Origin of the sequence: Caballeronia sp. LZ065, assembly GCF_031450975.1 — a bacterium.
Lineage (GTDB): Bacteria > Pseudomonadota > Gammaproteobacteria > Burkholderiales > Burkholderiaceae > Caballeronia.
In genome coordinates, this window is sequence record NZ_JARUXV010000001.1 from 2800204 (window position 1) to 2815800 (window position 15597).

Annotated in this window: 13 protein-coding genes and 1 pseudogene; all 14 read right to left on the bottom strand. The window is 63.7% G+C overall.

The genetic code is table 11. From position 1 onward, the window contains the following. Positions 1-378: 378 nt before the first annotated feature. The 14 genes and pseudogenes from araH to mpl all read right to left on the bottom strand — a co-directional run bounded on the left by araH (position 379) and on the right by mpl (position 15464). A complete protein-coding gene (araH, locus tag QCE63_RS12925) occupies positions 379-1395 on the bottom strand; it encodes an L-arabinose ABC transporter permease AraH (RefSeq protein WP_309809822.1) in 1017 nt (338 codons plus the stop codon). A gap of 43 nt (positions 1396-1438) precedes the next feature. Beyond that, complete coding sequence (gene araG / locus QCE63_RS12930; RefSeq protein WP_309833353.1) at positions 1439-2953, bottom strand: L-arabinose ABC transporter ATP-binding protein AraG; 1515 nt, start codon at positions 2951-2953, stop codon at positions 1439-1441. A 60-nt stretch (positions 2954-3013) separates the two neighbouring features. Then, positions 3014-4021, bottom strand: a complete 1008-nt coding sequence (locus tag QCE63_RS12935; RefSeq protein WP_309809827.1) for an arabinose ABC transporter substrate-binding protein — start codon at positions 4019-4021, stop codon at positions 3014-3016. 134 nt (positions 4022-4155) lie between these two features. Beyond that, positions 4156-4935, bottom strand: coding sequence for an SDR family oxidoreductase (locus QCE63_RS12940; protein ID WP_309833354.1), 780 nt, complete (start codon positions 4933-4935; stop codon positions 4156-4158). Continuing rightward, positions 4932-5621, bottom strand: a complete 690-nt coding sequence (locus QCE63_RS12945; RefSeq protein ID WP_309833355.1) for a 2-dehydro-3-deoxy-6-phosphogalactonate aldolase — start codon at positions 5619-5621, stop codon at positions 4932-4934. The genes QCE63_RS12940 and QCE63_RS12945 overlap by 4 nt, the downstream gene beginning before the upstream one ends. Positions 5622-5637: 16 nt before the next feature. After that, on the bottom strand, positions 5638-6615 hold the full coding sequence (locus QCE63_RS12950; protein WP_309833356.1) for a 2-dehydro-3-deoxygalactonokinase: 978 nt from the start codon (positions 6613-6615) through the stop codon (positions 5638-5640). Then, positions 6612-7562, bottom strand: a complete 951-nt coding sequence (locus tag QCE63_RS12955) for an IclR family transcriptional regulator (protein ID WP_309833358.1) — start codon at positions 7560-7562, stop codon at positions 6612-6614. The genes QCE63_RS12950 and QCE63_RS12955 overlap by 4 nt, the downstream gene beginning before the upstream one ends. Before the next feature lie 383 nt (positions 7563-7945). Further along, positions 7946-8041 (bottom strand): annotated as a pseudogene (locus tag QCE63_RS12960) (monofunctional biosynthetic peptidoglycan transglycosylase); the annotation flags it as partial. A 590-nt stretch (positions 8042-8631) separates the two neighbouring features. Continuing rightward, a complete protein-coding gene (locus tag QCE63_RS12965; RefSeq protein ID WP_309833359.1) occupies positions 8632-9324 on the bottom strand; it encodes a hypothetical protein in 693 nt (230 codons plus the stop codon). 388 nt (positions 9325-9712) lie between these two features. Continuing rightward, the gene (gene mtgA / locus QCE63_RS12975; protein WP_309833360.1) at positions 9713-10474 is read right to left on the bottom strand and encodes a monofunctional biosynthetic peptidoglycan transglycosylase; all 762 of its coding nucleotides are present in this window, start codon (positions 10472-10474) and stop codon (positions 9713-9715) included. Further along, positions 10474-11316 (bottom strand): shikimate dehydrogenase, encoded by an 843-nt coding sequence (aroE, locus tag QCE63_RS12980; protein WP_309833361.1) that lies wholly within the window; start codon positions 11314-11316, stop codon positions 10474-10476. The genes mtgA and aroE overlap by 1 nt, the downstream gene beginning before the upstream one ends. Then, complete coding sequence (locus QCE63_RS12985) at positions 11313-13385, bottom strand: RNB domain-containing ribonuclease (protein ID WP_309833364.1); 2073 nt, start codon at positions 13383-13385, stop codon at positions 11313-11315. Before QCE63_RS12985 ends, aroE begins: the two co-directional genes overlap by 4 nt. Before the next feature lie 88 nt (positions 13386-13473). Further along, positions 13474-14073: a YqiA/YcfP family alpha/beta fold hydrolase gene (locus QCE63_RS12990; RefSeq protein ID WP_309833365.1), complete on the bottom strand. Its 600-nt coding sequence runs from the start codon at positions 14071-14073 to the stop codon at positions 13474-13476. Next, positions 14070-15464 (bottom strand): UDP-N-acetylmuramate:L-alanyl-gamma-D-glutamyl-meso-diaminopimelate ligase, encoded by a 1395-nt coding sequence (mpl, locus tag QCE63_RS12995; protein WP_309833366.1) that lies wholly within the window; start codon positions 15462-15464, stop codon positions 14070-14072. Before mpl ends, QCE63_RS12990 begins: the two co-directional genes overlap by 4 nt. Positions 15465-15597: the final 133 nt, after the last annotated feature.

Consider the following 15597-nt stretch of genomic DNA (forward strand, 5'->3'; position numbering starts at 1 on the left):
GGCAGTTTGTCCCAGTGGGTCCGCGATCCAAGCCCGGTGTGGCCTATGAGGGCACTCGCTAGTGCAGTGCCAGAAACTTGGTTCTGTGCTGCGCTGCTAAGCGGACCTTGGGCGGGAAGAAAAGCTGCTTTCTTTGGTGACTTTCTTTGCAGCGGCAAAGAAAGTTACCCCCGCCCCGGGGAGGGGCAGTGCTAACAGACCGACGCGAATACGGGAAGTCCATGGAAGCGCAGGCGAAAGTTAAAAAAACCACGCGAAGGCTTAGAGCGCAGAACCCCGCTTCGGGGAGGGGCAGTGCCAATAGACCAGACCGACGCGAAAACAGGAAGTCCATGGAAGCGCGAGCAAAGAAACAACCGCAAGCTCACGCAAAAACATTCAATCCCGCGAACCGCGATTCTTCAACTGATCGAGCAAAACGGCAGCCAGCAAAATCGCCCCTCTCACGAGGTACTGATAAAACGCATCGATATTGAGAAGATTCATCACATTCTCAACCGTGCCCATAATGAGCACGCCAATCACGACGCCGGAGATCGTCGCCCGTCCGCCGAGCAGCGACACGCCCCCCAACACACAAGCCGAGATCACGTTGAGCTCGAATCCCTGAGCAGCATTCGGCTGCCCCGAAGTAATCCGCGATGCGAGAATCACCCCCGCCAGAGCCGTCACCGCGCCCTGAATCAAAAAGATCCACACCCGCGTCCGCTCAACATTAATCCCCGCCAGCCGCGACGCCTCCGGATTGCCGCCAATCGCCAACGTATTGCGCCCATACACAGTCTGGTTGAGCAATACGCCAAAAACGATGAAACACGCAAGCGTGACCCAGATCGGCAGGGAAATCCCGAACATCGCGAGCCCGCCAAGCGCAATGAACGTATCCGACGACACGCCCACCGCCTGCCCGTGCGACACGATAAAACCCAGTCCACGCACAATCTCCATCGTGGCCAGCGTCGTAATCAGCGCGTTGATCCGCAAGTACGCAATCACCGCGCCGTTGACGAAGCCAATCACCGCGCCCGCCGCCACCGCCGCGACAATCGCAATGGCCGTGTTATCCGTCGCGTTGAGAACCATCGCGCACAACACGCCAGCAAACGCGATCGTCGAACCCACCGAAAGGTCGAAGTCGCGCGACGCGAGACAGAACATCATCGTGCACGCAACCATGCCGATCTGCGAAATCGACAACGCCAGACCCAGCATGTTCTCGATCGAGAAGAAGTGATCGACAGTCGCCGACATCGTCACGAACATCACGACGAAGATCACGATCAGACTGTATTCGGTGATCTGCTGCCACCACTTCTGTTTGTCACTCTTCTGCGGGATCAGCGTGTTCGCCACCGTCTCGGCCGCCTGCCCCACAATGTTTTCTCTAGCTTCCATAATTGACTCCTCTCTTGTCCTTGTCCGTCGCCGTCCGCCCGGCTCACGCCGCCTGCGCGACGCTGTCCGACTGCGGCAGCGCAAGACTCAGCACCGCCTGTTCATTCGCCTTCTCACGCGGCAGTTCGCCCGCAATGCGTCCCTGCCGCATCACCACGATGCGATCCGACACACCCAGCACCTCCGGCAACTCCGACGAAATCATCACGATCGCGCAGCCCCGTTCCGCAAGCTGATAGATGACGTTGTAGATCTCGTGCTTCGCGCCAACATCGATGCCCCGCGTCGGCTCATCGAGAATCACCACCTTCAAGTCCGGCTCCGCGAGCCAGCGCGACAGAATCGCCTTCTGCTGATTGCCGCCCGACAAAAACCGGATGCGCTGCCTGCGGCTCGGCGTCTTGATCTTCAGCAAGTCGATGAAACGATCCGCCGTCTGCGCTTCCTTCTTCCGGTCGAGAAACAAGCCGCCGCGCAAATAGTGCCGCCGGCACGAGATGTTGATGTTCTCGGCGACCGTCGCCATCGCGACAATGCCCTCTTCCTTGCGGTCTTCCGGACACAGCACGATGCCGTGACGAATCGCCTCGCCCGTGCTGCGCACCTTGATCGGCTGGCCATCGAGCGCAATCGCGCCGTCCTTCTTCTTGTCCGCGCCGTAGACGAGATGCATCAGTTCGCTGCGGCCCGCACCCACGAGCCCGAAGAACCCGACAATCTCGCCCCGCTTCACCTCGAAACTCGCGGGCGCGCTCAATGCAGGGCCCTGCACGTTCGTCACGGAAAAACGCACGTCGCCGAGCGGGCGCGCGCGGTAGTTGTAGATATCGCTGATTTCGCGGCCGACCATCTCCTGCACCAGCGTGTCGCGCGGCACTTCAGCAAGCGACAGATGCGAAGCAATCTTGCGCCCGTCGCGAAAAATGGTGCACGCGTCGCACAACTCGTAGATCTCGTCCATGCGGTGCGAGATGTAGATCAACGCACGGTTGTCGGCCTGGAGATCGCGCACCAGCTTGAACAGCACTTCGGTCTCGCGATGCGAAAGCGAACTGGTCGGCTCGTCCAGCGCAATCACGCGCGCATTGCGCAGCAGCGCCTTGCAGATCTCCACCATCTGCCGCTGCGCGATGGAAAGCTTGCGCAACTTCGCGTCCGGATCGAGATCGACGCCCATCGCCGCAAGCCGTTCGGCCACGTGCTTCCTGGCCGCGCGCTTGTTGACCCAGCCGAGCCGGTTCGGCAGCGCGCCAAGCAGCAGGTTCTCGGACACCGTCAGGTCCGGCACGTACTGCAATTCCTGATGAATCACCGCGATGCCCGAGGCGATCGACGCCGCCGCGCTCGGGAAATGCACTTCTTTTTCGTCGATGAGCACGCGCCCCGAATCGGGCTGGTACTCGCCGCCGAGAATCTTCAGCAAGGTCGATTTGCCCGCGCCGTTCTCGCCCATCAAACCGTGAACTTCGCCGGCGTTGACGTCGAACGACACGCCGTCGAGCGCGCGCACGCCTGGAAACACCTTGCCGATATTGTCAAACCGCAGCGTCGCTGACACATCGCCTCCTGATTTCATCGGCGGGCCACGCACGCGCGGCCCGCTTGCTGCACGAAAGACTTAGTTCGACGCCAGACCCATTTGCTGACGCACCGAGGCCACGTTGTCACGCGTCGCCAGCATGCCGGTCGTGAGCGTCAGCGGCGGCGGCGCCTTGCCGTCCTTGATCCACGCGTACATCAGTTCGGAGGTCTCTTCGCCGTGACGCTTCGGGCTGATGATGACGGTGCCGAAGAAGCCCGTCGGATTCGGCTTCTTGAACTCGTTCAACGCCGAGTCCGATCCGCCAATGCCGATGCCGATCATGTTGTCCGCCTTGAAGCCCCGGCCTTCCGCCGCGCGCACCGCGCCCAGGACGCCTTCGTCGTTCAGCGCGTAGGCCACCCAGTGCTTGAACTGCGGGTTCTTCGTCAGCGCGATGTTGGCCGCGTTGAACGCGTTCTCGGTGTCGGTCTTCGCCTGCGGCGCCATCACGATGTTGGCCTTCGGGAAGCCGGCGGCGACCAGCGCGTCAGTGGCGCCCGAGGTGCGGTCGTGTGCGGTCGGCAGCTGTTCGTAGGTCACGTCGATCGCGCCGACATCCTTCATGTCCCAGCCGCGCTTCTTGATCTCGGCGGCAATGCCGTCACCCACCTGCTTGCCGATGTTGTACGCCGAGATGCCCATGTGCGGCACGGATTCGATCGGCTTGCCCGAGCCGTCGACGAGACGGTCATCGACCGTCATCATCTTGAGCTTGTCGGCCTTCGCCTTCGCGACGATGCCCGGTCCGAGCTTCACATCGGGCGTGCAGATGATGAAGCCCTGCGCCTTTTGAGCGGCCAGGTTGTCGATGGCGCTCATCACCTTCTCGCCGGACGGCGCGCCGATCTTCACGAGCGTGAAGCCCTTCTCCTTCGCGGCCATTTCCGCGAACTTCCACTCGTCCTGGAACCACGGCTCTTCCGGCTGCTTCACGAGGAAGCCGATCTTGACGTCGTCGGCGGCCTGCGCGACCGGCGCCGCGATCATGGAGGCGCTCGTGGCCGTGGCGGCAGCGATCAGCGTGAGGAACAGTCTGCGTTTCATCTTGTGTCTCCTGACTTTTTCCGTTATTGCAAAGATGCCCGCGTGCGGGCGCTACAAAGCTACGAAGGTGTGTGGCCGCTTTTTTTCATGTGTGATGTCGCACAGCGGCCAGTGCGTCATTCTTCTCATCTCGATCAGTCGTGATACAGCGCGCTGCGCCCGCCATCCACCGTGATGCAACTCGCGTTGATGAACGGCGCCTCGTCCGAAGCCAGGAACACCGCCGTCATCGCCACTTCGTGCGGCTGGCCGATGCGCTTCATCGGCTGCAGGTCGAGCGTCGCCTGGCGCGCGGCCCGCGGATCGTCCTGTGCATCCCACCAGTCCAGCGTCAGCTGCGTCTCGATGTAACCCGGCGCGATCGCATTCACGCGCACGTTGTTCGGCGCGTACTCGATGCCGAGCGCACGCGTCAGGCCGATCACGCCGTGCTTCGCCACCGGATACGGAAAGCATCCCGGGATGATCTTGAAACTGTGCGTCGACGCAATGTTCACGATGCTTCCGCGCCCGCGTTCGACCATGCCCGGCAGCACCGCGCGGCAGCCGTTCCAGACGCCGTCGAGATCGACGGCGAAGCAGCGGCGCCAGTCGTCGTCGGTCATGGTGAGCGGATCGCAGAACACGTTGATGCCGGCGTTGTTGACCAGCACATCGAGCGGACCGAGCCGTGCTTGCGCCTGCTCCACCGCGTCCTTCACCGACGCGCTCTGCGTCACGTCCGTGCGCAGCGCGATCACGCGCGCGTTGTTCGTTTCCGCCGCGATGCGTTTGGCCGTGGCCTGCGCGGTGTCGATGTCGAGTTCCGCCAGGACCACCGCGGCGCCCTCGCGCGCGAAGGCCAGCGCGATCGCCGCGCCGATGCCGCGTCCCGCGCCGGTGACCATCGCCACCTTGCCGGCGAGGCGGCTCATTTCTTCTCGCCTCCGTGTTCACCTCGCGCCAGCGCCAGTCCGTCGATGAAGGCCTTCGCGTGATGCGCGGTCACCTCGGCGCTCTGTCCCGGCTTGTACAGCGCCGAGCCGAGACCGAAACCATTCGCGCCCGCCGTCAGGAACGGCCCCATGTTGTCGGGCGCAATGCCGCCGACCGGCACCAGCGGCACCTCTTTCGCAATCACCGCCCGCCAGGCCTTTGTCAAGGTCGGATCGAGCTGCTCGGCGGGGAACATCTTCAGCACGTCCGCGCCTGCCTTCAGCGCGAGAAATGCTTCGTTCGGCGTCGCGACGCCCGGCGCGCACGCCATGCCCTGTGCCTTCGCGGCGCGGATCACGTCGGCGTCGCTGTGCGGCATCACGATCAGCTCGCCGCCCGCCGCCTTCACGTTGTCGACGTAGCTCGGATGCAGCACGGTGCCCGCGCCGACGATTGCGTCGTCGGGCAGCGCCTGACGGATGGCCGCGATGCTGTCGAACGGCTGCGGCGAATTGAGCGGCACTTCGATGATGCGAAAGCCCGCCGCATAGAGCGCGCGGCCGTGATCGGCGGCGTCGGCCGGCGTGACGCCGCGCAGGATCGCGATCAGCGGACAGGCGGCGAACGCTTTCGCCAGGCCGCCGTGCATGCCGTAGGGAGCGGGCAGGTTGATGGGAGGCTGCATGTCTCGTGACTCCATCTCAGGCCGCGCGCGACGGCGCGGACACCAGCCCGGCCTGCGCGGCAATTCGGTAGAGGCCGCGCTCGGTGGCGTGCGCGACCGTTCGTGCCTCATGGCAACCGTAGCGCGCCAGTGCCGCGCGGTAGCGGTCGCACAGCGCGTCGTTGCCGATCAGGCGCAATGTCTTGCCCGCCAGCGCGCCCTGTTCGCGCAACAGCACTTCGTTGAGGCCGCGCAGCTCGTGTCCGATCAGCAAGCCCGACAGATAGTCCGACTGCTGTTCCGCCGTCAACTGGCCGGTGAGGCCCAGCGTGCGCGTGCTGAAGATCGTCGCGAGCACGCCGGGATGACCGGCGTCGCGGGCCGTATCGACGCCGCGCAGGAACGCCGCTTCATCGTGGGTCGCGCTCGGATGCATGGTGCGGCCGAGGATCGTGTGGTCGCGCAGTGCGCCGAAGGTCTCGCCGGTCATGAAGGTATAGAAGCGTTCGATGCGGTCCTGCCCGACGAACGCCCACTTGGCGTGCGTGCCTGGCAAGCCGATCAGCGCGCCGCCCGAGGCGCCCAGCGACGGTTCGCTCGCCAGCGCGCCGAAGATCTGGGTTTCCTCGCCGCGCATCACGTTGGGCAACGTGCCGCGTTCGAGCACGCCGGGTACGACATGCAGCGCGACGCCGCGCGCCGTCTGCACCGTCACGATGCCGCCGACCAGCGCATCCGCGCCGGCCGGCGTCTCGACATAAGGCGCCTCGACCCAGCCTTGCGCGCTGCCGACCATCCCTGCCGCGATCACGGGCAAGTGTGGATGCGTGTCGAGCCACGCGCCGCAGGTGTCCTCGAACGCCTGGTCAAAGCCGCCTTCGGGCAGTTTCATGATGCCCGCCGACGATGCGCGCGTGTCGAGCGCGCCGGCATCGTCGCCGAGCAGATAGGCGCGCAGCGAGGTCGTGCCCCAGTCGAGCGCGATGAGTGCGGGTCCGGACGCGGTTGCGCTCATCGCTTGATCCTGCGCGACGGCTGCGGCGCGCGCCAGCCGAGTTCCTCGGAGATCGCGCGCGCCTCGCGCTGCACGACCGGAATCAGTTCTTCCATGCGTTCGTGCGGCATGTATGGGATCGTGCTCGCCACCGACAGGGCCGCGACGATCGACCCGGACGCGTCCCGCACCGGCGCGGCGACGCAACGGATCGACGCTTCGTTCTCTTCGAGATCGAAAGTGAAGCCGCCTTGCGCATAACGCGTCATGCGCTGCAGGAAAGTGTCGAAGTCGGGGCGGTTGTCGGGCTTGAAGCTGGTCTTCGCCAGCACGCGATGCGACGCGTCGAGCAGCCGCTTCCATGCGTTCGCTTCGAGGTCGAGCATCATCGCCTTGCCGATGCCCGTCGATGCCAGCGGCATGCGGTGTCCGACGCGCGAACGCATCTCCAGCCCGCGCGTGCCCGGAATCTTGTCGATGTAGAGGACGTCGTCGCCGTCGCGCACGCCGAGGTGAATGGTGTCGTGCGTATGGTCGGCGAGCGCTTGAAGATGCGGACGCGCGACCGCCGTCAGCGGCATCTGCTCCAGCGCGATCGTGCCCAGTTCGATCAGCTTCGGCCCGAGCAGATAGCCCCCCTGCACCTGGCGCAGATAGCGCGCCTGCACCAGCGAACTGACCAGCCGGTGCGTCGTGCTGCGCGTGGTGCCGAGCGCGGCGCCGAACGAGCGCAGATCGCGCGCGCCGTTGGCGGCGGCTTCGAGGATCGCGAGGCCGCGCAAGAGGGTTTGTGTGCCGGCCTGTTGCGGCGTGATGTCGACCAGCGCGCTCGGCAGTGCGATTGCGTCCGGATCGGGCGCATGCCGCGCAGCGCCGGTGCCGTTGCGTTTCAGGTCCGGACCGCTGGTGGGAGCGGCCTGAACGTCGGCTTCGGCGGCGTCGGTTTCGGGATTCTGGAACTGAGTCATGGCGCGGGTCTCCTGGCGGATCACGAAGCGCAGCGTGGGGCGGATGACGCCGTCATCGCGCGGAACGCCGAGGCCGTATGACCCTGCGAGGAAGCGTATGTTGCGTACGAAACAGCCCACGAGCGCGGGCAGGCGATCGAATGCATGACGTGTCTCCGTTGTTCTTGTCGCGTGCCGTGCTCCGCCTGGGAGGCTGATCCGGTGACACGCGCAGTGCCGTTTTCCAGCTTTGGTCGGATTGTAGTTCTGGCTGGTTGATTTATTCAATATGTGATCGAGCGACTCACATAATGGGAACCTAGTGCGCGGGACGCCGCTCCTCGAAAACAAAAAAATCCTGAAGAATCAGGGCTTTATCTTGTTTATTGAGTCTCAGCTAAACCTCACTGCGGCAACTCGGCGGCGCCCATCCGGCGTGCAATCACGCCTGCGCGCCGCGCCAGATACGGCGCGTTGCGATGATCGTCGAAGTACTTCGGGCCGTCGGGAAAAACATCGTCAGAAAACGGGTGGGAACTTATCTTCCAGATAGTTTTGCAACTCGAAAGGATTCGTAGTGTCGTCTTTCAAAAATCCGTATTTTTGACGGAAATCCTTTCGTCAGGATATTTGTGAACGAAACGAACTCGTGGGCGCTTTTGGTAAGGTTGGTTCTGACTCCGTGGCTGCGTAGTCAACCCCCGAATTTTTTGCAGTGAGAACGATTTTATTGAGAATCTCCTCACTGCTGGCGCGTCGTTGACAGAGGTGAAAATATATTTCTGCGAGTCAACCATTTTATTGTTTTTTTCATATCAAATTCCAAGTCGGCACCGACGCCACGTGGCCCGCTTAATCTCGCTTGTTTTGCCTTTCTGCCAAAACTCGACTAGAAGTCTGGATGGGCAAAGTGCTTTTGAGAATACGTGGCAATTGATCGACGATCGAAGCGAGCAAAAAAATCCCTGTCGCATGCAAGCAGACAGGGCAACACACATTGCAACACCTATGTGATCCGAAGCTTTTTATTCGGGGAGACTCTTTGTTTGCACGAAGCAAGCGCAAATAGCACACGTTTGATATCGCAGCACTACTTTCGCGCACCTGCGCCATACATTGTTTGGTGCATCTCGTCTGCCGTTTCACGCCATAATTGTATATAGAAATCGATAAGGGATTCGTCTCGCGTGAGGTATCCCATGAACTTTCCAGCCTCTTCAGCGTGTTCGATTTCCGCATTCTTATGCATTGTGGAATGCACTACCTTGGCGCTGTCACTGGAGCTAAGGAAAATCTGCTCTTGGTGTATGAAAAAGCGAGGCGCCAACATCTCGACGACATACATCATATGCAGACCCTTTGTTACGTCACAAACGGATTCCGTTATTGCGCTTGCCAACATTCTATTTGCGCGACCGCGGATCCAAGTGGCCCGAAGTTCGTCCTGACCAAGCCCTGTGCAAGCATTTATTTGAGCCGCAAAGAGATCGTGATGCACACATTGATATTTGTCCCTTCCATGGCCGAGTTCGTCGATAGTCGGGGGAAACATAAAACGAAGCGCCCCTTTAAGCCTCTGTTCTTCCGTACGATTTCCGCCCGACAGAGCAAGCTGGCCAATCTCTTGGCAAATGGTCCCCGTGAGTTTAGGCAGACCAACGATAAAGCTCACCTGAATCGGCCAGAACATGCGCCCATAAATTGCCAATTGCTCTTTGTTTGCCTTGGTCTCAGAGAACAGCGGCGATTGAAAAAAAAGGTCAAATCCTTGCGCTTCATTCATCATGTATGTCCTATTCCTTCGACGTGTGCGGGCGCCCAACATCAAGATTGTGCAAATCAGCATTTACATCATCTACAACCCACGCCTTTGGCAACCAACGGCGGAAATACTCAGCCATATCGGTTATTTTCAATACGTGACGCGCGTGCATTGAATCGAAGTTACTAATCGCGCGCGCAGTTGGTGGCGGCTTCGAGGATTGCGAGGCCGCGCATTAGAGTTTGCGTGCCGGCCTGTTACGGCGTGATGTCGACCCGCGCGCTCGGCAGCGCGAGTGCGTACGGATCGGGCGCGTGCCGCGCGGCGCCCGTGGCGCGCCATTCTTCGAAAACAAAAAAAGCCCTGAGAAATCAGGGCTTGATCTTGTTTATTGTGTTTCGACTAAAACTCATTGCGGCAACTCGGCGGCGCCCATCCGGCGTGCAATCACGCCTGCCCGCTGCGCCAGATACGGCGCGTTGCGATGATCGTCGAAGTACTTCGGACGCGGCAGCATCACGGCGAGCCGGGCGCTCTGCCAGGCCGTAAGCTTCGCCGCTGAGGTCTTGTAATAGTGCTGCGCCGCCGCCTCCGCGCCGTACACGCCGTTGCCCCACTCGACCGAATTCAGATAGATCTCAAAGATGCGTTCCTTGTCCATCCAGAATTCGAGCATCCAGGTGATGACGAGCTCCTGCGCCTTGCGCACATAGCTCTTCTCACGCGACAGCAACAGGTTGCGGGCCAGTTGCTGCGAGAGGGTCGATCCACCCGCGACGATCTTTCCGCGCGTCTTGTTCTTCTCCCAAGCCTGCAGGATGGCGTCGGTTTCGTAGCCGTTGTTGTTGACGAAGTTGGCGTCCTCGGACGCGATGATCGCGCGCTTCAGATTGCGCGAAATCTGGTCGTAGGGAACCCAGGTGCGCTGCAATGTGACACCCGGATGCGTCCGGGCGAGCGTCCAGGCGTCGCTGCGCATGAAGGCCGTCGGTCCGGGATTCACGACCGTCCAGATGCCGACCTGCGCGAAGAACCAGACCTGCGTGGCGAAGAATGCGATGCCCAGCACCGAGACGCCGTAGAGAATCCAGCGCGCCGGCCCGAGCCGCACCCCGCGGCGGCTTCGCGCGCTGCCCGATGGCGTACGGCCGCCGACCGGCGCGGTGGTCATCAGGCTTTCGCGGCCAGCGTCTGGCGCAGTTCGCGCAGCACCGCGCCGCCGTCGGGACGCACGCCGCGCCAGACGAAGAACGACTCGGCGGCCTGCTCGACCAGCATGCCGAGCCCATCCGCTGCACGCGCGCCGAGCCGCGACGCGTGCTGCATGAAAACCGTGGCCTGCGCGCCGTACATCATGTCGTAGGCGAGTGTGCTCAGGCCGAAGGCGCTGTCGTCGCACTCGGGCAGCGCGGCATCCAGGCTGCCCGCCGTCGCGTTGACGATCACGTCATACGCGCCGCCCTCGACGCTCGCCGCGCCGCCGCCCGAGAAGCGCACGCCGGAGTCGACCGCGTTCGGCGCGAACTGGTCGACGAGTTGATGCGCCTTCGCCGCCGTGCGATTGACGATGGTGAGCGCAGCCGGCGCGCGTTCAAAGATGGGCAGCACGACGCCGCGCGCCGCGCCGCCCGCGCCGAGCAGCAGAATGCGCGCGCCCTTCAGGCTCACGCCGAGATTCACTTCGATGTCGCGCACCAGCCCGACGCCGTCGGTGTTGTCGCCGCGCACGCCATCGGGGCCGAATGCGAGTGTGTTCACCGCGCCGGCCGCCGCGGCGCGCGGCGACAGCGAATCGGCCAGCGCGTGCGCTTCGAGCTTGAACGGCACCGTGACGTTCAGGCCACGCCCGCCCGACGCGATGAAGCGCCGCACTTCCGGCTCAAAGCCGCCGAGCGGCCCGAGCATGCGGCCGTATTCGACCGGCTCGCCCGTCTGCGCGGCGAACCTTGCATGGATCCACGGCGACTTGCTGTGCTCGACCGGATTGCCGATCACCGCGTAACGATCTTTCATGATCCGCTCGGCTCCGAGGGTTGCGGCGCATCGTCAGGCAAAACAGGCGCATCCGCCGGTGTCTCCGCCGACGCCTCCGCCTGCGCCTCCGCCTCGCTTTGCGCCGAGAGATCGTCGGCCTCGATAATCTCCTCCTCGGCCTCGTCTTCCTCGGCCGGCGCGCTGACGGACGGCGCATCGATCACGTGCAGCAGACGGCAAGACGCCTCGACCGTCAGTTCGTCGGTCGAAACGACCTCCAGCATCACGCGCGTGCCGCGCGCATGCACGCCGAGGCCCGGCACGTGCAGCACCAGCGGAATCTCTTCGAGACGCACCAGATCGTCCTTGATCACCGACGCCGGCACCTGCTTGCGATTCTCCTGCCGGAGCCAGCGCAGGCACCAGAAATACTCCATGCGGCGCTGATGATCCGCGTAGGCGCTGTAGGTGTCGTCGAAACCCTGCACGACGGCGAACAGATCCGCGTCCTTCGGCTTGAATGGCGCAGCGAGTTTGGCCATCACGCCATGCTGCACGCAGGCGAGCAGCTGCCATTGATTGACGAGATCGACATAGCGGCGCAGCGGCGACGTGCTCCACGCATATTGCGCGACGCCGAGCCCTTCGTGCGGCGCGGGCGTCGTCTGCATGCGCGTGCGCTTCGGACCAGGACCGCCGAAACCGCGCTGCGAACGATAGATGCCCGGCACGCCGTGATCATTGAGGAACGCGCCCCACGACGAATTCGCGAGAATCGCCAGCTCCGCGACGATCAGGTCGAGCGGCGAGCCCCGACGGCGCGGCGTGATCGTGATGTGCTCGCCATCGACATAGAAGTTGAAGTCGTTGTTGCGCTGCACTTCGCGCCGCAGGCCATAGCCGGCGCGCGCTTCCTGGCGCTTCTCGAACAGCGCCTGCGCGAGCGGCCACAGCACCGCAATATCGTCCTTGTGCGGATACTCGCCCGTGCCGGCGGCGAGACTTTCCTCGGTGACGTGTTCGTCGAGATGGTTGTGACGCAGGTTGCTCTTCACGAACACGCGCTCGGCGCGCGTTTCAGTGGCGACGATCTCCTGCGTCTCGCGATTCACGATGATGTACAGCGACAGCGCCGGACGCAGCCCGCCCTCGCCGAGCGTGAAGACCTCGACGACGTTGTCGGGCAGCATCGTGATCTTGTCGCCGGGCATGTAGACGGTGGACAACCGCCCGCGCGCGATCGCGTCGATGGCGTCGTCGCGCGCAATGCCGAGCGCCGGCGCCGCGATGTGGATGCCCACGCGCACACGGCCATCGGCGAGATGTTCGACGGAGAAGGCATCGTCGATTTCGGTCGTGGTGACGTCGTCGATGGAGAACGCCTGGACGTTCGCTTCCGGCAGCTCGTCGGGCAGCGGCGCCGGTTGCACCGCGGGAAAGCCGATGCCGTGCGGAAAGTGCTCCGACAGGAAACGCGCTTCGTGCAGCGCGCGCGGCGACGCGATGCCGCCGCATTCGAGCATCAGCCGCGCCTGCGAAATGCCGCGCGCGGCGGCGGCCGCCTCGAGCGCCTTGTATTCGCTGGAGTTCTTGTCCGGCTTCGTCAGAAGCCCGATGGCCTTGCCCTTCAGCGCCTCGGGCAGCTTGCCGGCCTTGAGTTCCTCTTCCCAGCCCTGCTGCACGAGCGCTTGCTGCCGCTTGCGCTCGAGCGAGGCGAGCGCCATCTGCAACTGCTCCTGCGGCGCGCGCTGGTACTGGCCGCGTCCCTTGCGGCGGAAGTAGACCGGCGAGCCGTGCATCCGCAACACGAGCGCGGCGCGTTCCGTGGGGCCGAACTTGTCGCCGAAATAATCCGCGCCGAGCGTGGCGAACGGAAACTCCTCGTCGGGCGCGCACTCCCACAGGAAATCGAGATCGATCTCCTGCGCGATCGCATCGGCCTCCTGCATCAGGTCGCCGGCGGCGGGCTTCTCGAACTCGATCAGCACGTCCTTCGCTCGCACCTTGGCGCGGCGTCCGCCCGGCAACTCGACCTGGAACGCGTCGCCCTGCTTGGACAGCACCGATCCGGCCTTGAAACTACCCGATTCCTCGAAGAAAACGTTCACTCAATACTCTCGTCAGACAGTGGACCGGAACGCAGGCCGATGGTGATTGGGCCGCGCGCCAGTGGATGAATGGGTTCGACGCCCGGATTCACGCCGCGGCAGGCGTGACCCGTGGCGGCGGCGCCTGATCGCAGAACGCGAGCACGTCGGCGAGATGCGCCGGAAAGTCGCCGATCGCATGATCGCCGCCCTGGATCAGCGTGGTGCGCACGCCGGGATAGTGGTCGAGCATCGTACGGTAATCGAGGACTTCGTCGCCGGTCGCCGCGATCAGGAAGTAGCGTTCGGGCCGCGTGATCCGTTCGACCGCGAGCGCACGCAGTTCGTCGAGATGACGCGGCAACACGGTGATGGTGCCACCGCCGTGCCACAGCGGCTGTTCGCCGAGGAAATGACTCAGGTCGCGCTGCGGCACCACGGCCGGATTCAGCAGCACGGCGCGCCAGCCGTGTTTCTCGGCGAGATACGTCGCGTAGTAGCCGCCGAGCGAACTGCCGACCACCGTCACGTCACGCGCCGCTTCGCCCGCCACGAGCGATTCAGCCAGCGCGACGGCATCGGCCGGCGAAACCGGCAGCGTCGGGCACCGCCATTCGCCGAGCCGCCCGAGTTCAGCGAGGCGTGCATGCATCACGCGCGCCTTGAAAGACTCGGGGGACGAACGAAAGCCGTGCAGGTAGAGAATCACGCGCGTCCTCCGGCGCGGCGCGCCGAAAGCGCGTCGAGCAATTTCTGATGGACGCCGCCGAAGCCGCCGTTGCTCATGACGAGCACGTGGTCGCCGGGACGCGCGGCAGCCGCGACCGCCTTCACCAGCGGTTCGATTTCGTTGAAGGCCCGCGCCTTGTCGCCAAGCGGCGCGAGCGCGTCGGCCAGATCCCAGCCGAGCTTGTCGCGGCCTTCGCGTGCGCCGTAGCCGAACACGAGGTCCGCGCCGGCGAGGCTGGCGGGAAGCTGCGCCTTCATCGTGCCGAGCTTCATCGTGTTGGAACGCGGTTCGAGCACGGCGAGGATGCGCGACTCGCCGATGCGCGTGCGCAGTCCGGCGACGGTCGTGTCGATGGCGGTGGGATGATGCGCGAAGTCGTCGTATACGGTGACGCCGTCCACACTGCCTTTGATCTCCATGCGCCGCTTGACGTTGCGAAAGCTGCCGAGCGACTTCACCGACTGCGCCGCCGGCACGCCGACCGAGCGCGCCGCTGCAATCGCCGCGAGCGCGTTCATGCGGTTGTGCTCGCCCTGCACCTGCCAGTCGACCACGCCCTGCCGCTCGCCTTCCCAGTACACGGCGAATTGCTCGTCGACGGCCGCGCCATCAGCAGCCGGCAATGCCTCCCAGCCACCTTGCACGCCAAAGCGTTCGACGCCCGACCAGCAGCCGCGCGTCAGCACGCGTTCGAGCGCTGCTTCGCGTCCGTTCGTCACGATGCGTCCGACAGCGGGCACCGTGCGCACGAGATGATGGAATTGCGTTTCGATGGCGGCGAGATCCGGGAAGATATCGGCGTGATCGAATTCCAGGTTGTTGAGTACGGCGGTGCGCGGACGGTAATGGACGAACTTCGAGCGCTTGTCGAAGAACGCCGTATCGTATTCGTCCGCTTCGATGACGAAGAAATTCGAATTAGTCAGCCGTGCGGAGATGCCGAAGTTGAGCGGCACGCCACCGATCAAAAAGCCCGGGTTCATGCCCGAGTCTTCCAGCAGCCAGGCGAGCATCGAACTCGTGGTGGTCTTGCCGTGCGTGCCGGCCACCGCCAGCACCCACTTGCCGTTCAGCACATGCTCGCCGAGCCATTGCGGGCCGGACGTGTACGGCAGTCCGCGATCGAGGATGGCCTCCATCAACGGATTGCCACGCGTCACCACGTTGCCGATCACGAACAGGTCCGGCTCCAGCGCCAGTTGCTCGACACCATATCCTTCGATCAATTCGATGCCCTGCGCTTCGAGTTGCGTGCTCATGGGCGGATAGACGCCCGCGTCGCAGCCGGTGACCTTGTGGCCCGCTTCGCGCGCCAGGACGGCGAGTCCGCCCATGAAGGTGCCGCAGATGCCGAGGATGTGGATGTGCATAAAGCGTGTCGCGCCGCGCGGGCGATTCAGTGCAGAAAACAGGGATTGGCGCGTGATTCGAGATCCTTGCGGAAGCGCGCCTGAGAGCGGCTATTGTAACCGAGCGCATCCCGCCGTCCGACGTCCCCGGTGG